The organism is Kitasatospora sp. NPDC059795 (assembly GCF_042732175.1).
GTDB lineage: Bacteria > Actinomycetota > Actinomycetes > Streptomycetales > Streptomycetaceae > Kitasatospora.
Map to the genome: position 1 here is coordinate 202,255 of NZ_JBHWID010000004.1, position 20,980 is coordinate 223,234.

Below are 20,980 nucleotides of genomic sequence, written 5' to 3' on the forward strand. Positions count from 1 at the left end.
CGCTCGTCTTCCGCCCGCCGCCCCGCGGGGCCGGGCAGTGTGGGGCCACTCCTGCGGCCTACTCCTCTTGGTGTACGCGGGGTTGTGCGTCGGCCGACGCACGCCCCTGAGCGGGCGTCAGCCGCGCTGGATGCCCGCAGTGTCGTTGAGGACGCCGTGGGTGCCGTCGGGCAGCTGGGCGACGAGCGCGGCGCCGCGCTGGTCGACCGCCAGGTACCAGGTGCCGGGCACCAGGTCGCCGACCGGCGGGGCCGCCGGGTTGTCCTTGTTGGCCAGCTGACGGACCGCCGGAACGGCGAACCAGAACGGCGCGAACGGAGCGGCCGCGGCCTGCGGCGGAACCTGGTCCTGGATGGCCGGCTGGACGGCGGTGGGCTGCTGCGCGGCCGGCTGCGGGGCCGGGGCGGAGGCCTGCGCGGGCGCCGGGTAGCCGTAGCCGCCGGCGGGCTGGCCGCCGAACTGCTGGGCGGCGGGCACCGTCTGGTCGGCCTGCGGCTGCTGCTGGCCGGGGAACGGCTGCTGCTGCCCGCCCGGGTAGCCGTACGCGCCGGGCTGACCCGGCTGGCCGCCGTACGGCGGGAACGGCTGCGGGGTGGTCGCCGCGGGGGACGGGGCGTCCGACAGCAGCGGGCCCTGCAGGGCCGGGACGAGCGGACCGGCGATCACCGCGCCCGCCAGCGCCAGCGTGGAGAGCAGCGACAGGTAGGCGCCGACGCCGTTGGTGAGGGCGGTCGGGCAGCCGAGCAGCGTCCACAGGCAGCCCCAGAACGAGAGCACGGACAGCGCCGTGCCCCACTGGTCCAGCCGCAGACCGGCGACCTGCTTGGTGCCCCAGTTCTCCTTCTGCAAGCGGAACAGCAGGATCAGCGCCGCGCCGATCAGGCCGGTGAGCACCACCGACGGCAGCAACGGGAACAGACCCGAGGCCCAGGCGTTCGACGACGCGTCGGCCGGGCAGTACTTGCCGGAGCAGTCGAGCTTCCGGAAGGGCAGGAAGGACGAAATCAGGAGCAGGACCGCCGCACCGGCGACGGCGGCGTCTCCCCTGGTGAGAGCGCGCAGGTTCACTGACGTTCCCCTCATTGGTGTAGTCGTGGTCGGCGGGCGGTGACCGAGCCCCCGTGGTACCGGAGCGGTACGACGGGGCAAAAGCCTAGGGCCAACGCGACGCCGTGTGCACAGCGCCCTCCGGATCCGGTACGAACCGGACAACCGGGAGGAGCATCCGGCACGAGGACAGGACGGGTACGGGACGGTCGGTTCGGGCTGGTCGGCTCACCCCGTGAGATAGCTGGTCAGAGCATCGGCGACGGCCTGCGCGGCGCGCTGACGCCACTCCGGGTCGGACATCCGTCCGGCGTCGCCGGTGTTGCGCATGTTGCCACACTCGATGAACACCTTCGGGATCTTCGACAGGTTGAGTCCTCCCAGGTCGCTGCGCGTGTCGAGGCCCTGCCGGCCGATGTAGCTCGACGTCGGCTCACCGGTGCCGGACGTGAACGTGTCGCGCAGCAGCACGCCGAGCCGGTGCGAGGGATCGACGATCGCCGAGGTGTCGGCCGGGCCGGACACCACCTTCGCCGGCATGATCACGTGGAAGCCGCTGCCGGACGCCGGCGCGCCGTCCGCGTGGACGGAGACCGCCGCGTCCGCCTTCGCCTCGTTGCCGATCCGGGCCCGCTCGTCGATGCACGGACCCCACGGCCGGTCACCGTCCTGGGTGAGCGTCACGGTCGCGCCCCGGTCCTGGAGGATCTGCCGCGCCCGGTGCACCACGTCCAGGGTGAAGTCGGCCTCCGAGTAGCCCGCGTTGGTGGACGTGCCGGTGGTGTCGCACTCCTTGCGGCTGTTGCCGATGCTCACCTGCCGGTTGATGTCGGAGGTGTGCTTGACGTTGCCCGCGTTGTGGCCCGGGTCGAGCAGCACCGTCTTCCCGGACAGCGGACGGTTCGACGCGCTCGCGGACGGCGACGGGGACGACGACGGCGCGGCCTCGTCGGCGGACGGGCCGCCCCCCGGCGCGGGCGGGTCGGAGGCGTCGACCCGGTCGCCCTCCGCGTAGTGCGGCGACACCGAGGGGTGCGCGGTGACGTCCCGCGCGCTGTTCGCGACGGCCTGCCAGCCCAGCCAGCCGATCAGGCAGACCGGCAGCACCACGCTCGCCAGCTTCACGGCCGGCCGCCGGCGCGCGGTGCGCCGCTCCGGGCCGGGGTACGGGTCGGGCTCGACGGGGGGCGGGGTGGTGCGGCCGGTCACGAGTTCCTCAGATCCTGTCCCAGGTACGAACCGTCAGACCGTAGGTGTCGGCGATCGGCTTCCATTTCGCCACGAAGTCCTTCTTGGACTGGGTGGCCTGCGGGTTGAGGTCGTTGGCACGGCTCAGGTCGGCCGTGCTGGGCACCGTGTTGTTCGCGCAGCCCTGCGAGGAGACGGTGCGGGCCCACGCCGCGTACGCCCGGTCGATGTCCCCGGACTGCTGCCAGGCGTCCTTCAGCTTCGCCACCGCCTCCGGCCCGCCCGGCAGGTTGTCGGTGTGCAACTGGGCCAGATCGGCGAGCAGTTGGTCGCGCTGCTGGGCACCCGTGTCGAACACCTTCGCGGCCGCGTCGATCTCCGCCTTCGGCGGGCAGCTGCGCACCTTCGCCACCGCGTTGCCGATCGGCGCCTTCGCGTTCTCGCCCTTCGTCAGCAACGCGTCCAGCGCCTTCGCCTGGGCCGAGGCCCCCGGACCGGCCGAGGACGAGCTCGACGGCGACGCGGACGGGTCGGCGGACGGCGAGGTCGACGGCGCGGCGCCGCCGCCCTGGCCGCCCTGCGGGGCCGGCGCCGGGGCGGAAGCGCCGCCCTTCGCCTCGGGCGTCCCGCTGTCGCTGTTCTTCACCGCCCACACCACGCCGACGCCGATCAGCACCAGCAGCGCCACCGCCGCGCCCACCAGCACCGGGGTGCGCCGCCGCCGCGGGTCGTCCTCGTAGTCGAACTCGGGCTCCTGCCCGGCGAATCCGCCCGCGAACTGCTGCTGGCCGCCGAAGCTCTGCTGGCCGCCGTAACTCGGCTGCGGGCCGCCGAACTGCGGCTGCTGGTAGGGCTGTTGGCCGAACTGGTCGAACTGCTGCTGGCCGCCGTAGCTCTGGCCGGGCGGCGGGAACTGCTGGCCGCCGAAGGTCTGCTGGCCGCCGAAGCTCGGCGGCGGTCCCGGGGGTCCGGGCGGTCCCGGCGGGGGCTGCGGGGCACCGAACTGCTGCTGTTCGTACGGCTGTTGGTCGAACTGCTGCGGGCCGCCGTAGCTCTGGCCCGGCGGCGGGAACTGCTGACCGCCGAAGGTCTGCTGCGGGGCCGCCGGGGGCTGCTGGGGCTGCTGGGCGGCGGGCTGTGGCGCAGGCGCCGGTGCGGGGATCGGCGCGGGGGCCTGCTGCGGGCCGCGGACCGGGGTCGCCGGGCCGGGGGCCACGGCGGTCGGCGTCGCCTCGGGCTGCGGCGGCAGCGGGGGCACCGGGGACACCGGGGCGACGGGCGTGACCGGGCCGGCGTCGAACTTCGGCAGCGGGATCGCCGTGGTGGCCGGACCCGCGGCCGCCGGGTCGTCCGCCATCGGCCGGCGGACCCAGCCGCCCGCGCCGTTGTTCGCGGTCGGATCCCACACCGCTCGCGCGGCCTTGCCCTGTTCCGTCATGCGCTGTCCTCGCCCCCGCCTACTGACCCGCCGATGCCTGCCGTCGTCGTCCGACCGTGCCCCGCACCGGCCGTCCGCCGTCTGCCGCCCCGACACCGTACCGGCCGTCGGCGCGGCGGGTCACGGCGGTCCGCAAGGCGTCGCGGTGGGGACGACGCCGGAACGGCGATGATCGTTCCCGGCCGGGGCCGGAAAATCGGGCCCGGCCGTGGAGCAGTGGTGAAGGTGGGTCAGGACGCGGCGGCGCGGCGCAGCACCCGCAGCGAGCCCGTCACCGAGACCTCCTCGAAGCCCTCGTCCAGCGCCCGCAGGTACACCCGGTACGGGGCCTGGCCGCCGTCCGCCGGGTCGGGGAAGACGTCGTGGACCACCAGCAGGCCGTCCTCGGCCAGGTGCGGGACCCAGCCCCGGTAGTCGCCGGTGGCGTGCTCGTCGGTGTGCCCGCCGTCGATGAACACCAGCGCGAGCGGGCTCTGCCACACCGCCGCGATCTGCGGGGAGCGGCCGACCAGCGCCACCACGTGCGGCTCCAGCCCGGCCGCGTGCAGGGTGCGGCGGAACCGCGGCAGGGTGTCCATCAGCCCGACCTCCGGGTCGACCAGCCCGGGGTCGTGGTACTCCCAGCCGGGCTGCTGCTCCTCGGAGCCGCGGTGGTGGTCGACGGTCAGGGCGACCGTGCCGGCGCGGCGGGCGGCGTCGGCCAGCAGGATCGCCGAACGCCCGCAGTAGGTGCCGATCTCCAGCACCGGCAGCCCGGTCCGCCCGGCGGCGTCCAGCGCGGCCGCGTACAGCGCCAGGCCCTCGTCCTCGGGCATGAAGCCGGTGGCGGCGCGGAACGCGGCGAGCACCTGCGGGTCGGGCGTGGCCGCGGCGGACGGGTCGGTCATCGGGCGCTCCTGCGGGGCTGGTCGGGCGACTGACCAGGACCCTACTGGATGGTAGGAACGCCCTTCCCCGGGCCTATACCAGCTTGCCGGCGACCCGGCGGCGGAGCTCGGCGAGTTCGGCCTCGATCAGGGCGGCCCGGCCGGAGTCCAGCACCACCGGGTGCCGGTGCTGCTCGGGGGCGGTGGCGGTGAGCATCCGCAGCCGCAGGTGGGTCGGCGGGTGCGAGCCGTCCACGGCGTCGCCCTGCCGTGCGGCGACCCGCAGCCGGCGTTCGGTCTCCATCGGCGGGACGGTGCGGACGGCCTCGGCCAGCGACTGCCACAGGTCCGGGTGGGCGGACTGCCCGCCGTCGGCCCGCCGCCGGGGGAGGGTGCGCTGACGGAGCACCACCGTCTCGAAGGTCGGCCAGTGCAGCGACGAGGTGAGCGCGCCCCGGGTGTCGGCGACCGAGGTCAGCCGGACGGACAGCCGGTCGGCCCGGTACTCGGCGGCCTGCCCCGAGCGCAGCGACAGCCGGTTCATCACCAGCGCCAGCCCGTACGCCGCCCGGTTGACCACCCAGAGGACGTGGTTCGCCACCGAATCGGCGATCAGCATCATCAGTCCGGACGAGCCGGTTCCGAGCCGGGTCCGCTTCGGCGCGGTCAGCCTGCACCACTCGACCAGCGCGGCGGTCGCCGAACCGGTCCACAGGCCGCGCCGGTTGTCGCCGTTGACGCAGCGTCCGAGCTCGTGCGCGAGCACCGAGACCCGCTGCTGCGGCGCGAGCACCGTCCACAGCGGCAGGCCGATGGTCAACTGCCGCCGCCGGCGCAGCCCGAGCACGGCGAACGAGAGGTTCCAGTCCCCGTCCACCACGATCGTGTCGACCTTCGTCGCGCCCACCTCCTCGGCGATCCGGTCCACCAGCGCGTACAGGGTCGGTGCGGTGGCGCGGTCCAGCACGCCCTCGCGGGCCGGGCGGCCCAGCCGGGGCCGCAGCAGACAGGCGACGGCCAGCGCGACCACGCCGAGCAGCCGGTTCGTCCAGGCCGGCAGCAGCAGCCCCGTGACCAGGGCGATGCCGAGCAGGAAGACCGAGAGCGAGACCAGGTGGACCGCCCCCGCCAGCGCGTACGCCGCCACCGTCGAGGAGTCCTGGAGGTCGGAGCCGTCCTCCGCGACCAGCTTGAACACCTGCTCGGACCGCTCCCGGACGTCCCGCCGGGCCGCCTCGGCCCGGCGCTCGGCCTTCTCCGCCCTGCGCCGCTGACGCGGCGTGAGGTGCTCGGCGGGCGGCTCGGGCGGCAGCAGGTTCCACTCGCAGCTCGGGCACCAGGTCGGGAAGCGCTCGTTGACGGCGAGTGGCGACCGGCACTCGGGGCAGCGCTCGACCGGCTTCTCGGCGCCGGGTCTGTCGGACGGGTCGGTGATGGTGTCAGTGGTGGGCACGGCGGCGGATCCTGCCACGCCCGGGACACGACGGGAAAGCGGTTTCTGCGCTATACAGAGGGCCGTTCCGCCGCAGTAGAACGTGTTCCACCGTCGTCCCCCGCCCCTCCCACCGGCCTGCCGGTGGCACCCTCATCCCGGGAGCAGCCCGTGCGCGCAGCGATCCTGCAGAAGACCGGACAGGACACCCTGGACGTCCGCGACGACGTCGAAGCGGTCGGCTTCGGGCCGGGAACGGTCCGGGTCCGCATGCATGCCGCCAGCCTCTGCCACTCCGACCTGTCCGCGATGGCCGGCGTGCTGCCGCAGCCCGCGCCGTTCGTGCCCGGCCACGAGGGCGCCGGCGAGGTGGTCGAGGTCGGCGACGGCGTCACCGGCCTCGCGCCCGGCGACCGGGTGGTGCTGTGCTGGATGCCGCCCTGCGGCAGCTGCCCCGCCTGCCGACGCGACCAGACCCACCTGTGCGTGGCCTCGCTCCGCCGGCTCTCCACCCCGACCTTCCGGATCGGCGGCGACACCGACGCGTACGGCTTCTACAGCACCGGCGCGTTCGCCGAGGAGGTCGTGGTCGCTGCCGACGCCCTGCTGCCGGTGCCCGACGACCTGCCGTACGACCTGGCCGCGCTGATCGGCTGCGGCGTCACCACCGGACTCGGCGCCGCCGTCAACACCGCCCGGGTGGAGCCCGGTTCGGCCGTCGCCGTGATCGGCGCGGGCGGCGTCGGGATCGCCGCCGTCCAGGGCGCCCGGATCTGCGGCGCCGCCCGGATCACCGTGGTCGACCCGGTGGCCTCCCGGCGCGAACGGGCGCTCGGCTTCGGCGCGACCGAGGCGATCGCCCCCGACGGCCTCAAGTCCGCCGCCCGCAGCGTTCCCGGCGGCGGCTTCGACTACGTCTTCGAGGCGGTCGGCCGCTCCGAGACCGTCCGGGCCGGCTACGACGCCGCCCGGCGTGGCGGCGCGGTGGTGGTGATCGGCGCCGGCGCGGCCGACGACCGGGTCTCCTTCAGCCTCGGCGAACTCTTCTTCAACGAGAAGCGCCTGCTGCCGTCCATGTACGGCGGCGGCGACGTCCGGCGCACCGCCGGCCGGGCCGTCGAGCTGTGGCGGGCCGGGCGGCTCGACCTGGCCGGGATGATCACCCACCGGCTGCCGCTCACCGAGGTCAACGAGGCGATCCGGCAGATGCGCAGCGGCGAGGCGCTGCGGACCGTGCTGACCGTCGACTGAGCCCGGCGAGCGTCCCGGACGGCACCGTCGGGCCGAGCCCGGCGAGCGTCCCGGACGGCCGACGCCCCCGGCTCCGTCAGGACGGTGACGGGGGCGGGGGCGTCGGCGGTGCGAGGTGGTCGTGCGGCGGGCCGTCGGCCCGCGGCGGCCAGAACGTCAGCGGCGATGGCGGCCGTGCGGGTCCGCGTCCGTGCTGTCGTCGCTGGCAGTGGTGCCCCGGTGCCGACCGTGAGCCACGCCGTCGGCGGTCTCGTCGGCGCCCGGCGCGCGGTGGTCGTGCTCGGTGGTGTCGTCGATGGACTCGGACATCTGGTCAGTTTTCTCCGTGCGAATGGGCGGTCTCTGCGAAAGGTGCACCGGTACGCCACGGCGCACCGATGTGCCCGGAACCCGGACAGCAGGAAGCCGGCCGTCCTCGTGGTCGGCCCGCGCGGGGGCCACGATAACGGCCGAATCGGATCGGAGCCTACCCAAACCGCTGCGCGTCGCGCCCCGAAACCCCTGACGGGCGTTCACCGTCCGGCCCGGCCCGGGCGCCTGTCCGTCCAGGCGTCCCCGCCGGTGCAGGGCGGTACCGGGGGTGGGTATGGGGCTTTTCGTCAAGTGCCGTCGGTCTGTCGCGATTTGATGCTTTCGTCCGGCTCGGGCGCCGCAGCGGGCCGGTCGTCACGCACGGCGGACCGGCAGCCCAGGTCGGTGCCGACTCGGCCGCGCCGAGCACCATGGGACTGCCGGTCCGGAGGTGTGGTCGCACGTGCGGGGCGGGGTGGTCGCTCACCGGTGGTTCCGACACCGGGTGAGGGCTACCGGGGCCCCTGCGCGTGCCGACTCCGGGCGGGAGGGCCGTGCCCGCCCCCGCTTCGGGGGTGGACACGGCCCGGGGTGGCCCGAGGTCAGCTGATGGTGAAGATCAGGCAGGTCAGGGCCAGGCAGGTGAACTGGCACCCGGCGCCGTGGCCGCCCAGCTCGACCGACTCCAGCTCCGGCAGCTCCTGCAGGGCCGCGAGGTCGGTCTCGAACGCGGTCATGTTCTCCATGATGTTTCCTCCCCTATGGGTTCTCGTCGGGCACGGACGTGTCCGACGACTGCGACGGAAAGCGGTTTCCCGTTGCAGGTCCGGCTCCCGCCCGGCGCGCTCCGGGCCGCATCCGGGCAGGCCGGCGGGCCCCCGCGCGCGGCGGGAAGTCTGTTGTGGGTTGTTTCTTCGGGCGGGTTCTTGTTCGGGCGGATCGATAGGCCGGGCGGATCGGCGGGTCGGGCGGATCGGCGGGTCAGGCAGGTCTGCCGGTGCGCAGGAACCCCGCCAGCAGCTCGTGCAGGACCGCCGAGCCCTCCTCGGCGAGCAGCTCGTGCCCCGCGCCCGCCGCCTCCACGTACCGGAAGTCGGCCCCCTCGGTCCGGCCCAGGCGCAGCAACTCGTGCCGCAACAGGCGGGATTGACCGACCGGCACCACCTCGTCGCGGTCGCCGTGCACCACCAGCAGCGGGGCGCGCAGCCGATCCGCGAGCCACAGGACGTCGCGCGGACCCCGGGCGTCGTCGATCGGACGGTCGCCGCCGAGCCGGGTGGTCAGCGCCCGCACCGGCGCCGACGCCTCCGCCAGCAGCCGGCCGCCCGACAGGAACGGCGCCACCACCGCGCACCGCGACACCGTCCCCGCCGGGGCGTGCGCTGTCGCCAGCAGCGCCAGGAACGCGCCGTAGCTGACCCCGAACAGTGCCGGCGGCTCCAGGCCCAGCGCGGCCCGGTGCCCGGCGATCCCGGCCAGCAGCGCCAGGACGTCGTCCAGGTCCGGCCCGCCCCACGCGTTGCGGATCGCCAGCGCGAACTCCGGGCCGTAGCCCGTCGAACCGCGCTGGTTCGGGGCGACGACGGCCAGGCCCTGCGCCGCCATCCGCTGCAACGCCGGGTCGAACTCCAGCCGCCAGGCGTCCGCCGGCCCGCCGTGCAGCGCCAGCACCAGGTGCGGGGCGGTCAGCCACTGCTCGCCGCCGTACACCACCGCCTCCACCGGACCGGCCGGACCCGCCAGCTCCAGGCACCGCGCCGACTGCCACCGGCCGCCGTCCCCGGACACCGCCGAACCGTCCAGCCGCCACCCGGCTCCGTCGGCCGCCGGCAGCGCGTCCACGTCCACGGTGGCGAGGGCGGCCGGGCGGTCCGGCGCCGAGTACGGCATCCGCAGGCCCGCCGACGACCAGTGGCCGACCGCGCCGAGCCGCCCCGGCGGCACCGGCAGCCGGTCGAGCCGGCCGCTGCCCGGCTGCCACAGCACCAGCGAGGACGCCGCGCCGTGATCCATCTGGAGCACCACCCGGGGTTCCGTGCCCGGCCCGTCCGGCGCGAGGGCGATCGGCCGCAGCAGCCGGCCCGGCTGGTGCAGGCAGTCCGGGAAGCGCACCGGATCGGCCCCGCCGACCAGCGCCCAGCCCAGCCGGTCCACGCCCGGCGCGTCACTGCGCAGCATGCCGAAACCGGTGGCCGGGTCGAACAGCACCAGGCGGTCGTTGCTGCTCTCGCCCAGCTCCAACAGTGGGCTGGTGGAACCGAGTTGAAGATCCAGCACGACGGTCTTCACCATTCCGCCGACCACCCGGTCCAACGCCAGCAGCCGACCGGCCCCGTCCAGCCACACCCCGCCGCCGTACAGCCCGGGCAGCTCCGCCACCACGCGCGGCGCGGAACCGTCCGCCGCCAGCAGCCACACCGTGGTCACCGGGCGGGTGTCGGTGCCGAGCAGCACCGCGACCGGCGCCTCCGCGGGCCCCGCCGGGCCGGGCATCGCCAGCATCCGCAGACCCGGCAACCGCATGGCCGCCAACGGGAGTTCGACCGCGGGCCCGCCCGGTTCCCCGGCCGCGAGCAGCACCAGCGCATGCCGGTCGCCGTCGTGCCGGCACGCCAGCACCCGCCCGTCCGGCAGCGCGGCCAGCTGCGACCGCAGCCCCTCCGCCCGGCCCTCCGGCAGCACCAACCCCACCGGCTCCGCCGCCCCCGTCCCCGGCAGCCGCCAACTCTCCACGTACCAGCCGCCGTCGGCCCCGGTCGCCAGGCACGCCGCATGCGACCCGTCCCCGGCAAAGGTGAAACTCAACCGCCGCAACGCCTGCGACGCGGTGCGCACAGTCGCCGTACTCATCGGGATCCTCCTACGGTGCGGTGGGGCAACGGTGTTCCGGTCGAGTGGCTCAACTGCTCGACGCCCGGGCGCGTTCGGGGCGCCGTCGAAGACGCCTCCCGGTACGGCTCGGGGTCGGACCAGAGGCGGGGCCCGGAATGGCGCAGGCGGAGGAGGAAAGCGAGGGGGCCGGTGGTGCCGGTGCCGTAGGCGGGGGTGGAGGCGGCGCCGGTCTCGTCGGGGAGGAGCAGCAGGCCGTCGCGGCGGGCGGCGCGGGCGGCGATCAGCCGGGCGATCTCGTGGGCGCCGCGGCGGAAGCGGGTGTCGCCGGTGGCCCGGGCCAGGTCGAGCAGGTACTCGCCGTTGCCGGCCAGGCCGTGGCAGGCGGAGACCCCGCTGTGCCAGCGGGCGTTCAGCACGGCCAGGCCGGCCGCCTCGGCCAGTCGGCGGGCGCGGTCGTCGCCGGTGCTCTGCCAGTAGCGGATCAGGAAGCTGCCGGCCCCGGAGGAGCCGCTGCACCAGTGCGCCAATCGGACGTGCGCGGGGTCGCCGTGGCTCTGCGGCCACCAGGCGGCCTCGCCGTCCCGGCGGACGGTGGCGGCCAGGGTCTGGACCGCCCGTTCCGCCCCGGCCGTCAACTCGACGGCGGACGGATCACCGGCCGCGGCCAGCCGGTCCGCGCAGGCCAGCAGGAAGGCCCCGACCCCGGCGACCCCGTGGGCGTGCCCGAGGTGGACCGCCCCGGCGAGCGCCGAGTCGAAGTCGGCGGGCACTGGCCAGACCGTTCCGTACGGTTCGGTGCGGGCGGCGGCCAGCAGCGTGCGGGCGCACTGTGCGGCGCGTTCGAGGAACTCGCGCGCCCCGGTGGCGCGGTGGGCGCGCAGTTGGAGGAAGCCCGCGCCGGCAGCGCCGTGGCAGACGTCCGGATTCGGCCAGGCGAGCGGGACGTCGAGTGCCGTCTTCGCGGCCCGTTCGGCGAGGCCGGCGTCGTCGAGGGCGTCGGCGGCGTCGAACAGTGCCCAGGCGGTGCCGGAGCGACCGAAGTGCAGGCCGGGCAGCACCACCGGTTCGGAAGCCGCGCGCCGTTCGACCCAGTCGGCGGCCGTCACGGCGAGGGCCCGGGCCTGTGCGCGGACGGGTTCGGGCAGCGGGGCGAGACTCGCCCGGGCCAGCACCGCGAGCACACCGGCGGCGCCGTGCTGCACGTTGCACGGGTCGGTGAGCTGCCCGCCGGGCACGGTCGGCCACAGCCGGTCGAGCCGTTCCGGAGTGGCGGTGGTCGCCAGGTGACGCAGCCCGTCGTGCAGCAGCCGGTCGAACGGCGGCGGGCCCGCCGGGCGCGGAGCGGGCGGGGCCTCGCCGTCGAGCTCCTTCCGGGCCCGGGCCACGCTCCACCGCCGCTCGGCGTCCTCGGCACGCAACCCCAGTACCAGCGGGGCCAGTCGGCGCGCGGTGAGGCCCTCCCGGGCGGCCGACGCCAGCCAGCTGCCCATGGACCCGTCGCCCGGCAGCAGCGGGTCGTGGCCGGTGGCGAGCAGGAAGAGCAGCCCGCCGAGCGCGTACAGGTCGGCGGAGGGCGCGGCCAGGGCGGTGCGGTGCGGCCCGGCCTGCTCGGGGGCGCGGTACCCGGGGGTGCCCGCAGTGCCCGCCAACTCCCCGGCGGGGACGGTCAGTTCGAGGTCCACCAGGCGCACGCTCCGGTCCGGCAGGACCAGCACGTTGCCGGGGGAGAGGTCGCGCAGCACCAGCCCGTGCCGGTGGACGCGCTCCACCAGGCCGAGCAGGGCCGCCGCCAGCGGACCGGCCTCGGCCCACGGCACGTCCGGGGCGCCGTCGTGCCGCAGCCGGGAGGCCACCCAGCTGCCGAGGGCCTGGCCGGGGACGCGTTCCTGCACCAGGAACAGCGAGTCCTGCTGCTCGACCAGGGCGTGCACCCGCGGCGTCAACCCGGTGTCGGCCAGTCGGCCGAGCAGCTCGGCCTCGTGCCGCAGCGCCTCGCGGGCGTCCGTCCCGGCCCGGTCCACCTCGATGTGGGCGCGGGCCTGCTTGACCACCACCTCGGCGCCGGTGGCGGGTTCGGTGCCGAGGAACACGCCGCCCTTGGCGCTGTGCCGCAGCGCCGCGGTGAGTGCCCAGCGGCCGTCCAGCAGCACCCCGGCCCGCCGCCCCTTCGCCGCCGGCGGTGCGGAGGTGGTCGATCCCGCCCCCTCGACGGGGTCGGCCACCCACGCCGGACGGCGGTAGGAAGCGGTACGGACGTCCTCGACCAGCGCGCCGTCCGGGCCGCGCAGCATCGAGCGGTACGCGCCGTCCGGCCCGAGCTGCGCCCGGCCGGTGAAGACGCCGTACCGGTAGTGGACCGGGCTGCCGGGGCGGTACGGGCGGTCGGAGAGGATCGTCGGCCCGGGCATTCCCGACGTCGCCCGGTGGAGTTCCTCGGCGAGCCGGCGGAATTGTTCGTCGCCGTCCGGATAGACGGTGAGGAATTTCCCGGCCGAAGCCCGGTCGCTGTTGCGGGAATTGATTTCGTGCAGACGATCGCGGTCGGCGGCGAACTTGAACGTGCAAGGGTCCGCGGCGAGCACCGCGGCAACCGAGGCCAGCACCTCGACCGCGACCTCCGAGGCGGCGGCGACGTGCAGCTTCCAGCCCTGCTCGGGCAGTTCGCGGCCGGGCGGCCGCACCGTGCACCAGAACCCCTCGACCGCGACCGTCCAGTCGCCGCCGCCTCCCCGGGCCCTGCTGTTGGCCACGGCCGCCCGTGCCACCTCCGCCAACGTGCCGTCCCTGCCCGGCACGTCGTCGACCGGCACCGGCCCCCCTGTCCTGCGCAGCGGTGTGCCCGCCCCCATCTGCTTCACACCCCTTCGCGGTGGACTCGACCGACTCACGGTCTGCGGAAGTCACGAGAGGCTCGCCCGCGCCGGCCGAATTCGTTCGTGAATTGAGGCCGGTCGCCTTTTCCGACCCCCCGGTCGAGGCAACTCTCGTTCGCAGGACTGAAGTTACTTTCGAGGAGGGGGTGACTCAACACCGGCCGGGTCACTTCACTCTTAAGGGTGATCTAATTTCGTTTTCGAATACGTTCGGTCCGGCCGGTGTGGGCATGGGGTTTCCGGGCCCCCACCGGCCGACCGGTGGGTTCGGGCCCCGGAAAGCGCCTGCTCGCGCCCCGGCCCGCCGCTCCCGACCGCGTTGACGTGCAGGTGTACGGGCCGTCCGCAGCACGGGTGCCGGGCGGCCCCGGCCCGGGCCCGGCCGGGCAGGGCCGTGGCACGCGGTAGTCTCGACAGGTGCCGAAACTGTCCGACGTCATCGCCGTGCTCGAAGAGATCTACCCCCCGCAGTGGGCGGAGTCCTGGGACGCGGTGGGCCTGGTCTGCGGCGATCCCGACGCCGAGGTGGGCCGGGTGCTGTTCGCCGTCGACCCCGTGCAGGCCGTCGTGGACGAGGCCGTCGAATGGGGCGCCGACCTGCTGGTCACCCACCACCCGCTCTACCTGCGCGGCACCACCACGGTCGCCGCGACCGGGTTCAAGGGCCGCGTGGTGCACACCCTGATCAAGCACGACATCGCACTGCACGTCGCGCACACCAACGCCGACCACGCCGACCCGGGCGTCTCCGACGCCCTCGCCGAGGCCGTCGGCCTGAAGGTCACCGGTCCGCTGGTGGCCGACCCGACCGATCCGGCGGGCCGCCGCGGCAGCGGCCGGATCGGCGAACTCCCGCAGCCGATGACGCTGAGCGCGTTCGCCGCCCGGGTCGCCGCCGGACTGCCCGCCACCGCGGCGGGCGTGCGCGCCGCCGGCGACCCGGAGCAGCAGGTGCGCCGGGTCGCGGTCTGCGGGGGCTCCGGCGACTCCTTCCTCGCCGAGGCCCGCAAGGCCGGCGTGGACGCCTACCTCACCGCCGACCTGCGCCACCACCCCGCGTCCGAGGCCACCGAGGCCGCGCCCGTCGCCCTGGTCGACGCCGCGCACTGGGCCACCGAGTGGCCCTGGCTCACCCTCGCCGCCCGCGAGCTCACCGGCCGCGCCACCGACCGCGGTTGGCCGTTGGAGACCCGTGTCTCCACCCGGGTCACCGACCCATGGACGGCGCACGCGCCGATGCCGTACACCCCCTGACACCCCGTCGAACCACACACAGGAGCCATCCCGCGTGAACGCCGCGCCCGCCGACCAGATCCGCCTGCTCGACCTGCAGGCCATCGACTCCCGCCTCGACCAGCTGGCCCACCGGCGCCGCACCCTGCCCGAGCACGCCGAGATCGACAAGGCCACCGCCGACCACACCGCCCTCAAGGACCTGGTGGTCGCCGCCCAGGCCCAGCTCGGCGACACCACCCGCGAGCAGGCCAAGGCCGAGGCGGACGTCGAGCAGGTCCGCAGCCGCGCCGCCCGCAACCAGCAGCGGATGGACTCCGGCGCCGTCACCTCGCCGAAGGACCTGGAGAACCTCCAGCACGAGAACACCTCGCTGGCCAAGCGCCAGGGCGACCTGGAGGACGTGGTGCTGGAGGTGATGGAGCGCCTGGAGTCCGCGCAGACCCGGGTCACCGAGCTCACCGCCCGCCTGGAGCACTCCACCGTCGTGGTCGCCGAGGCCGAGGGCCGCCGCAACGCCAAGTTCGCCGAGATCGACGGCGAGGCCGAGAAGGTCCGCCGCGACCGCGAGGCCATCGCCAACATCATCCCCGCCGACCTGATGAAGGCCTACCTGCGCCTGCGCGAGCAGCAGGGCGGCGTCGGTGCGGCCCGCCTGTACCAGCGCCGCTGCGAGGGCTGCCGCACCGAGTTCTCGATCACCGAGTTCAACGCGATCAAGGCCGAGCCCAGCGACAAGGTGCTGCGCTGCGAGAACTGCGGCCGCATCCTGGTCCGCACCGGCGAGTCGGGCGTCTGACCCGGTGGCCGGAGCCCAGTTCATCGTGCAGGCCGACGGCGGCTCCCGGGGCAACCCGGGGCCGGCCGGCTACGGCGCGGTCGTCCTCGACGCCCGCACCGGCGAGATCCTGGCCGAGGCCGCCGAGTACATCGGCCGCGCCACCAACAACGTGGCCGAGTACAAGGGCCTGATCGCCGGGCTGAAGGCCGCCCACGCACTCGACCCGGACGCCCGGATCCTGGTCGAGATGGACTCCAAGCTGGTCGTCGAGCAGATGTCCGGCCGCTGGAAGATCAAGCACCCCGACATGCAGCCGCTCGCCGCCGAGGCCCGCGGCATCGCCGCCCGCGGCAAGGTCGAGTACCAGTGGATCCCCCGGGAGAAGAACAAGGAGGCCGACCGGCTCGCCAACGAGGCGATGGACGCCGGCAAGCAGGGCCGCCAGTGGGAGCCCAAGCCCCGCGCCGCCGCGCCCGTCGCCGCCGCCGCGGTGGACGAGCCGCTGCCCGCCGCGCCCGCACCCCGGGCCGGCTGGGCCGGGCCCGCCGACCTCGGCGCCCCCACCACGCTGGTGCTGCTGCGGCACGGCGAGACCCCGCTCACCCCGCTGCGGCAGTTCTCCGGCAGCACCGGCAGCGACCCCGGCCTCTCCGAGAAGGGCGTCTGGCAGGCCGAACGCACCGCCGAGGCGCTCGCCGCCCGCGGCACCGTGCAGGCGGTGGTCTCCTCGCCGATGCTCCGCACCCGGCAGACCGCCGAGGCCGTCGCCCGCCGGCTCGGCCTGGACGTCCGGATCGAAGAGGGCCTGCGCGAGCTCGACTTCGGCGACTGGGAAGGCCTCACCTACGCCGAGGTGCTGGAACGGCACCCCGACGACCTGAACGCCTTCTTCGGCTCCGCCAAGGCCAAGCCCACCGGCAGCGCCGAGTCGCTCACCACCCTCACCCACCGGGCCGGGCAGGCACGCGACAAGATCCTCGCCCGCTACCCCGGCAAGACCGTCCTGGTGGTCTCGCACGTCAGCCCGATCAAGAGCCTGGTCCGGCTCGCCCTCGGCGCCCCGCCGGACGCCGTGCACCGGATGGAACTCTCCGCGGCCTCGCTCTGCGCCGTCCAGTACTACAGCGACGGCAACGCGTCACTGCGGCTGCTCAACGACACCTCGCACCTGCGCTGACCGCGTCGCCGCGGCGGAACTCGTGGTGGCGGAACTCGCCGCGGCGGAACTCGTGGCGGCGGAACTCGTGGTGGCGGAACTCGTGGTGGCGGAACGTCTCAGTGGACGTCCGTCACCACGACGTCCAGCTGCCACGGCTTGCGGGCCGTACCGCGCGCCGAGACCTCCACCCGGTGGCCGAGCTGCCCCAGCGCGTCCACCAACTCGCCCGGCGAGGACGGCTCCAGGCCCTGCGCCAGCAGGTCGCGCACCAGCCGGCCCTTGGTCGCCTTGTTGAAGTGGCTCACCACGGAACGCTTCAGCACCCCGTCCACCTCGCGTTCCTGCAGCACCCGCACCGTCGCCGTCCGGCCCGCCACCTCACCGGCCGGCTTCCATGCCGCCGCGTACGCCGAACTGCGCAGATCCAGCACCAGCCGGTCCGCGGCCTCCGCCGCGAGGACGCCGTCCATCGCCGCCCGCCAGTACGGGCCGAGCGCGCCCAGCGGCGGCAGCTTCACGCCCATCGCGCAGCGGTACGGCGGGATCCGGTCGCCGATCCGCACCGCGCCCCACAGCCCCGAGAACACCAGCAGCGAACGCTCCGCCCGGGCGTACGCCTCCGCGTCCAGCTTCGCCAGGCCCAGGTTGTCGAACAGCACCCCCGTGTACACCTCGCCGGCCGGCCGCGCCCCCGCCGTCGGCAGCCCCGCGTTCTTGGCCACCTCCCCGCGCAGCCCCTTGCTCAGCCCCAGCACCTCGGCGGCCCGCTCCTCGTCCCCCGAGCACAGCTCCACCAGCGCGGCCAACGCCCGCTCCCGCGCCCCGGCCAGCCCCGCCAACGAAAGCCCCGCCACCTCCACCGGCACCCCGGCCTCCGGCGCGGCCTTCCCCTCGGACGGCGGCAGCAGAACCAGCACGACGACACCTTTCAACGACCCACAACAGACCCGTCAACCCTAACGACCTGCACACGAACCCGTGGCGGCCGGCTTCGGGCCGGGGCCGGCCGCGGTGCTACCGACCGCGGGCGGCGACCACTGCCGCGCCGGCGCCGAGGGCCAGGCAGAGCGGGGCGTAGACGCGGCGGTCCAGGCGGACGAAGGCGGGGGAGCGGTGGGCGAAGGCGAGCGGGCCCGCCAGGCCTCGGGTGAGGAGGACGCCGGCGACGGCCGCGCTGCCGGCGGTGCGCAGGCGGCGGGGACCGGCCGCGGGGAGTGCTCCGCCCCGGGCGGCGACCAGGTAGGCGGCGGTGCCGAGCAGCCCGGCCACGCCCAGACAGGCCGGTGCAGACGGGAGCCGGTCCGGCGCGACGCCGACCACCAGGTCGGCGAACTGTTCGCGGTCGCGGCACGGCCACGGCGAACGCGACCACACCGCGTGCAGCCCGCCCACCGCGGCCAGCGTGCCCGCGACGGCCGCCGCCGTGGCCCGCGTCCCGCGCCGCCCGACCCCGTCCGTCGCGACGGTGCTCCCGCAGCACCGGCACTCCGCCGCCGCCGCCCCCTGCCGGATGTCCGCCCGACCTGCCACGGCCTGCCCCTTCCCACGGTCAAACCCCGTGCGCCACAACCGGCTTCGCGGCCGATCCGGTACGTCGACCACGCTACTGCGTCTTACGCTGCGACCATGCCGCGCCGACACCTCAGCGTCCGGGCCGCCCAGACCGCCAGGATCAACACCGAACTCGCCGACCTCAGAGCCGGCCTGGAGATCCGCACCGACTGGCCGCCGGACGTGCTCGCGGAGGCCGACCGGGCCGCCTCGCTGCCCCGACTGCCCGAGTTCGACGCCACCGACCTGGACCTGTTCACCCTCGACCCGCCGGCCTCCCGCGACCTCGACCAGGCCATGCACCTGGCCCGCCGCGGCACCGGCTACCGGGTGCACTACGCGATCGCCGACCTCGCGGCCTACGTCTCCCCGGGCGGCGCGATCGACACCGAGGCCGGCCACCGCGTCCAGACCCTGTACTTCCCGGACGGCGCCGTGCCGCTGCACCCGGCCCGGCTCTCCGAGGGCGCCGCCAGCCTGCTGCCGGGCCGGCCGCGGCCCGCCGTGCTCTGGCAACTCGACCTGGACGCCGACGGCGCGCTCGTCCTGGCCGACCTGCGCCGCGCCCTGGTCCGCTCGCGCCGCCGACTCGACTACGCCACCGTCCAGGGCCGGATCGACGCGGGCACCGCCGACGGGCAGCTCCGGCTGCTCGCCGAGATCGGCCGGCTCCGGGAGGCGCAGGAGCAGGCCCGCGGCGGGGTCAGCCTGCCGATCCCGGAGCAGGAGGTGGAGGCCGTGAACGGCGGCTACCGGCTCCGCTACCGCGCACCCCGGCCCGCCGACGGCTGGAACGCGCAACTGTCGCTGCTCACCGGCATGGCCGCCGCCGAACTGATGCTGGACGCCGGGACCGGCCTGCTGCGCACCCTGCCCGCCGCCCCGGAAGCCGCGTACGCGCGGCTGCGCCGGGTCGCCGCCGCGCTCGGCGTGCCGTGGCCGGACGGCCTGCCCTACCCGCAGCTGATCCGCTCCCTCGACCCGGCCCGCACCGCCGACGCCGCGTTCCTGAACGAGTGCACCGGCCTGCTGCGCGGCGCCGGGTACCACGCGTTCGACACCGCCCGGGGCACCCTCCCGCCCGCCGACCCCGGGCACGCCGCGCTGGCCGCCCCGTACGCGCACTGCACCGCGCCGCTGCGCCGACTCGGCGACCGGTACGCGCTGGAGATCTGTCTGGCGGTGGCGGACGGCACCGACGTCCCGGGCTGGGTGCGGGACACGCTGCCGCTGGTGCCCGCGCTGCTGGAGAGCGGCGACCGCCGGGCGCACGAGGTGGAGCGCGCGTGTGTGGATCTGGTGGAGGCCGAGCTGCTGCACGACCGGGTCGGCGAGGACTTCCGGGCGGTGGTGGTCGACGTGGACGAGCGCCGGCCGACCGTCGGCACGGTGCAGCTGGGCGAGCCCGCGGTGGTCGCCAAGTGCGACGCGGCCGATCGGCTGCCGCTGGGCCGCCGGGTGACCGTCCGGCTGACCCTGGCCGATCCGGTCACCCGCGCCGTCCGGTTCGCGCTGGTGCCGGAGGCGTGACGGGCCACAGAGCCGGTGGAGGCCGGTGCGATGATCGGAGGATGAGCCGATCGATTGCTGTCCCCGACCGCCGTCACCGGCTGATCGTCCTGGCCATCTGCTGCCTGAGCCTGTTCATCGTCGGCCTGGACAACACCGTGGTGAACATCGCGCTCCCGGCGATCCAGCACGACCTGGGCGCGCCCGCCTCCGGCCTGCAGTGGGTGATCGACGCCTACACGCTGGTGCTGGCCTCGCTGCTGATGCTGTCCGGGTCGGTCGCCGACCGGATCGGCCGCAAGCGGGTGTTCCAGACCGGGCTGCTGCTGTTCGTGCTCGGCTCGCTGCTGTGCAGCCTGGCGCCGGGCCTGGGCTGGCTGGTCGCCTTCCGGGCGGTGCAGGCGGTCGGCGGGTCGATGCTCAACCCGGTGGCGATGTCGATCATCACCAACACCTTCACCGACCGGAAGGAGCGGGCGCAGGCCATCGGCGTGTGGGGCGGCGTGGTCGGCATCAGCATGGCGCTCGGGCCGCTGATCGGCGGGTTCCTGGTGGACAGCGCGGGCTGGCCGTCGATCTTCCTGATCAACATTCCGGTCGGGCTGGCGGCCTTCCTGCTGACGTACCGTCTCGTCCCGGAGTCCCGGGCGCCGCGGCCCCGCCGGCTGGATCCGGTCGGCCAGCTGCTGATGGTGCTGCTGCTGGGCTGTGGCACCGCCGCGATCATCGAGGGGCCGGGCCACGGGTGGACGTCGCCGCTCATCCTGGCGCTGGCCGGGGTCGCGCTGGCCGCGCTGCTGGTGTTCCCGCTCTGGGAGCGGCGGGTGCCGGAGCCGCTGATCGACCCGCGGTTCTTCCGCAGCGCGCCGTTCACCGGGGCCACCGTCACCGCGGTGTGCGCGTTCGCCGCGCTCGCCGGGTTCCTGTTCCTGAACACGTTGTACCTGCAGAACGTGCGGCACTACAGCCCGGTGGTGGCCGGCCTGTGGACGCTGCCGATGGCCGGGCTGACCCTGCTGACCGCCCCGCTGTCCGGCCGGATCGTCGGCAGCCGGGGCCCGCGCCTGCCGCTGCTGGTGGCCGGCGCGGCGATCGCGGCCAGCGGCGTGCTGCTGACCGGGCTGACGGCGGACTCCTCGGCGTTCCTGCTGCTGCCCGCGTACGCGCTGTTCGGGCTGGGCTTCGGCATGGTGAACGCGCCGATCACCAACTCGGCGGTCTCCGGCATGCCGCTGGCCCAGGCCGGGGTGGCCGCCGCGGTGGCGTCCACCAGCCGGCAGGTCGGCCAGTCGCTGGGCGTCGCGGTGATCGGCACGGTGGTGGCCGGCGCGGTCGCCTCGGCCGGCGACTTCTCGTCCGCCACCCACACCGGCTGGTGGATCGTCGTCGGACTGGGCCTGGTGGTGTTCGTCCTCGGCCTGGTCACCACCACCCCGCGGGCGGCCGACTCGGCGGCCCGGGTGGCGGCCCGCCTCGATCCGGCACCGGGCGGCGTACAGGGTGCGTCCATGGAGCGGCTACGATGACCA

At 75.3% G+C, this 20,980-nt stretch carries 17 protein-coding genes; 6 read left to right on the forward strand and 11 right to left on the reverse strand.

The features are described from left to right. Nucleotides 1–117 precede the first annotated feature (117 nt). From ACFV4P_RS10505 to ACFV4P_RS10525, 5 genes are all read right to left on the reverse strand, one after another. Nucleotides 118–1,068, reverse strand: coding sequence for a hypothetical protein (locus ACFV4P_RS10505; RefSeq protein WP_380469447.1), 951 nt, complete (start codon nt 1,066–1,068; stop codon nt 118–120). A 207-nt stretch (nt 1,069–1,275) separates the two neighbouring features. Beyond that, nucleotides 1,276–2,256 carry an N-acetylmuramoyl-L-alanine amidase gene (locus ACFV4P_RS10510; protein ID WP_380469449.1) on the reverse strand — a complete coding sequence of 327 codons (981 nt, stop codon included), beginning with the start codon at nt 2,254–2,256 and terminating at the stop codon, nt 1,276–1,278. Nucleotides 2,257–2,263: 7 nt separating this feature from the next. Beyond that, nucleotides 2,264–3,673 (reverse strand): hypothetical protein, encoded by a 1,410-nt coding sequence (locus tag ACFV4P_RS10515; RefSeq protein ID WP_380469451.1) that lies wholly within the window; start codon nt 3,671–3,673, stop codon nt 2,264–2,266. A gap of 230 nt (nt 3,674–3,903) precedes the next feature. After that, on the reverse strand, nt 3,904–4,560 hold the full coding sequence (locus ACFV4P_RS10520; protein ID WP_073812077.1) for a class I SAM-dependent methyltransferase: 657 nt from the start codon (nt 4,558–4,560) through the stop codon (nt 3,904–3,906). 73 nt (nt 4,561–4,633) lie between these two features. Next, a complete protein-coding gene (locus ACFV4P_RS10525; protein ID WP_380469453.1) occupies nt 4,634–5,992 on the reverse strand; it encodes a M48 family metalloprotease in 1,359 nt (452 codons plus the stop codon). A gap of 150 nt (nt 5,993–6,142) precedes the next feature. Between ACFV4P_RS10525 and ACFV4P_RS10530 the strand changes: the two genes are divergently transcribed. Then, a complete protein-coding gene (locus tag ACFV4P_RS10530) occupies nt 6,143–7,222 on the forward strand; it encodes a Zn-dependent alcohol dehydrogenase (protein WP_380469455.1) in 1,080 nt (359 codons plus the stop codon). Between the two features lie 156 nt (nt 7,223–7,378). Here ACFV4P_RS10530 and ACFV4P_RS10535 read toward each other — a convergent pair whose 3' ends face one another. The 4 genes from ACFV4P_RS10535 to lanL form a co-directional block, all read right to left on the reverse strand. Further along, nucleotides 7,379–7,531, reverse strand: a complete 153-nt coding sequence (locus tag ACFV4P_RS10535; protein ID WP_380469457.1) for a hypothetical protein — start codon at nt 7,529–7,531, stop codon at nt 7,379–7,381. Nucleotides 7,532–8,115: 584 nt separating this feature from the next. Then, a complete protein-coding gene (locus tag ACFV4P_RS10540) occupies nt 8,116–8,259 on the reverse strand; it encodes a VenA family class IV lanthipeptide (RefSeq protein WP_380469459.1) in 144 nt (47 codons plus the stop codon). 235 nt (nt 8,260–8,494) lie between these two features. Then, nucleotides 8,495–10,363 carry an alpha/beta hydrolase family protein gene (locus ACFV4P_RS10545; RefSeq protein WP_380469462.1) on the reverse strand — a complete coding sequence of 623 codons (1,869 nt, stop codon included), beginning with the start codon at nt 10,361–10,363 and terminating at the stop codon, nt 8,495–8,497. Continuing rightward, complete coding sequence (lanL, locus tag ACFV4P_RS10550; RefSeq protein WP_380469464.1) at nt 10,360–13,155, reverse strand: class IV lanthionine synthetase LanL; 2,796 nt, start codon at nt 13,153–13,155, stop codon at nt 10,360–10,362. The genes ACFV4P_RS10545 and lanL overlap by 4 nt, the downstream gene beginning before the upstream one ends. A gap of 480 nt (nt 13,156–13,635) precedes the next feature. On the opposite strand from lanL, the gene ACFV4P_RS10555 reads away from it, so the two are divergent. Genes ACFV4P_RS10555 through ACFV4P_RS10565 form a run of 3 tightly spaced genes read left to right on the forward strand, consistent with a single transcriptional unit; the run spans nt 13,636 to nt 16,409 of the window. Then, nucleotides 13,636–14,472 carry a Nif3-like dinuclear metal center hexameric protein gene (locus tag ACFV4P_RS10555; protein WP_073812069.1) on the forward strand — a complete coding sequence of 279 codons (837 nt, stop codon included), beginning with the start codon at nt 13,636–13,638 and terminating at the stop codon, nt 14,470–14,472. Nucleotides 14,473–14,506: 34 nt separating this feature from the next. Then, nucleotides 14,507–15,250, forward strand: a complete 744-nt coding sequence (locus tag ACFV4P_RS10560) for a zinc ribbon domain-containing protein (RefSeq protein ID WP_380469466.1) — start codon at nt 14,507–14,509, stop codon at nt 15,248–15,250. A gap of 4 nt (nt 15,251–15,254) precedes the next feature. Next, on the forward strand, nt 15,255–16,409 hold the full coding sequence (locus ACFV4P_RS10565) for a bifunctional RNase H/acid phosphatase (RefSeq protein ID WP_380469468.1): 1,155 nt from the start codon (nt 15,255–15,257) through the stop codon (nt 16,407–16,409). Between the two features lie 98 nt (nt 16,410–16,507). On the opposite strand, the gene yaaA is transcribed toward ACFV4P_RS10565, so the two are convergent. Both yaaA and ACFV4P_RS10575 read right to left on the reverse strand, forming a co-directional pair. Continuing rightward, on the reverse strand, nt 16,508–17,308 hold the full coding sequence (gene yaaA, locus ACFV4P_RS10570; protein WP_380469470.1) for a peroxide stress protein YaaA: 801 nt from the start codon (nt 17,306–17,308) through the stop codon (nt 16,508–16,510). Between the two features lie 97 nt (nt 17,309–17,405). After that, the gene (locus ACFV4P_RS10575) at nt 17,406–17,921 is read right to left on the reverse strand and encodes a DUF3995 domain-containing protein (RefSeq protein ID WP_380469473.1); all 516 of its coding nucleotides are present in this window, start codon (nt 17,919–17,921) and stop codon (nt 17,406–17,408) included. A 96-nt stretch (nt 17,922–18,017) separates the two neighbouring features. Here ACFV4P_RS10575 and ACFV4P_RS10580 point away from each other — a divergent pair, with 96 nt between their 5' ends. Continuing rightward, nucleotides 18,018–19,472 carry an RNB domain-containing ribonuclease gene (locus ACFV4P_RS10580; RefSeq protein WP_380469475.1) on the forward strand — a complete coding sequence of 485 codons (1,455 nt, stop codon included), beginning with the start codon at nt 18,018–18,020 and terminating at the stop codon, nt 19,470–19,472. A gap of 41 nt (nt 19,473–19,513) precedes the next feature. Then, nucleotides 19,514–20,977, forward strand: coding sequence for an MFS transporter (locus ACFV4P_RS10585; RefSeq protein WP_380469477.1), 1,464 nt, complete (start codon nt 19,514–19,516; stop codon nt 20,975–20,977). Nucleotides 20,978–20,980 lie beyond the last annotated feature (3 nt).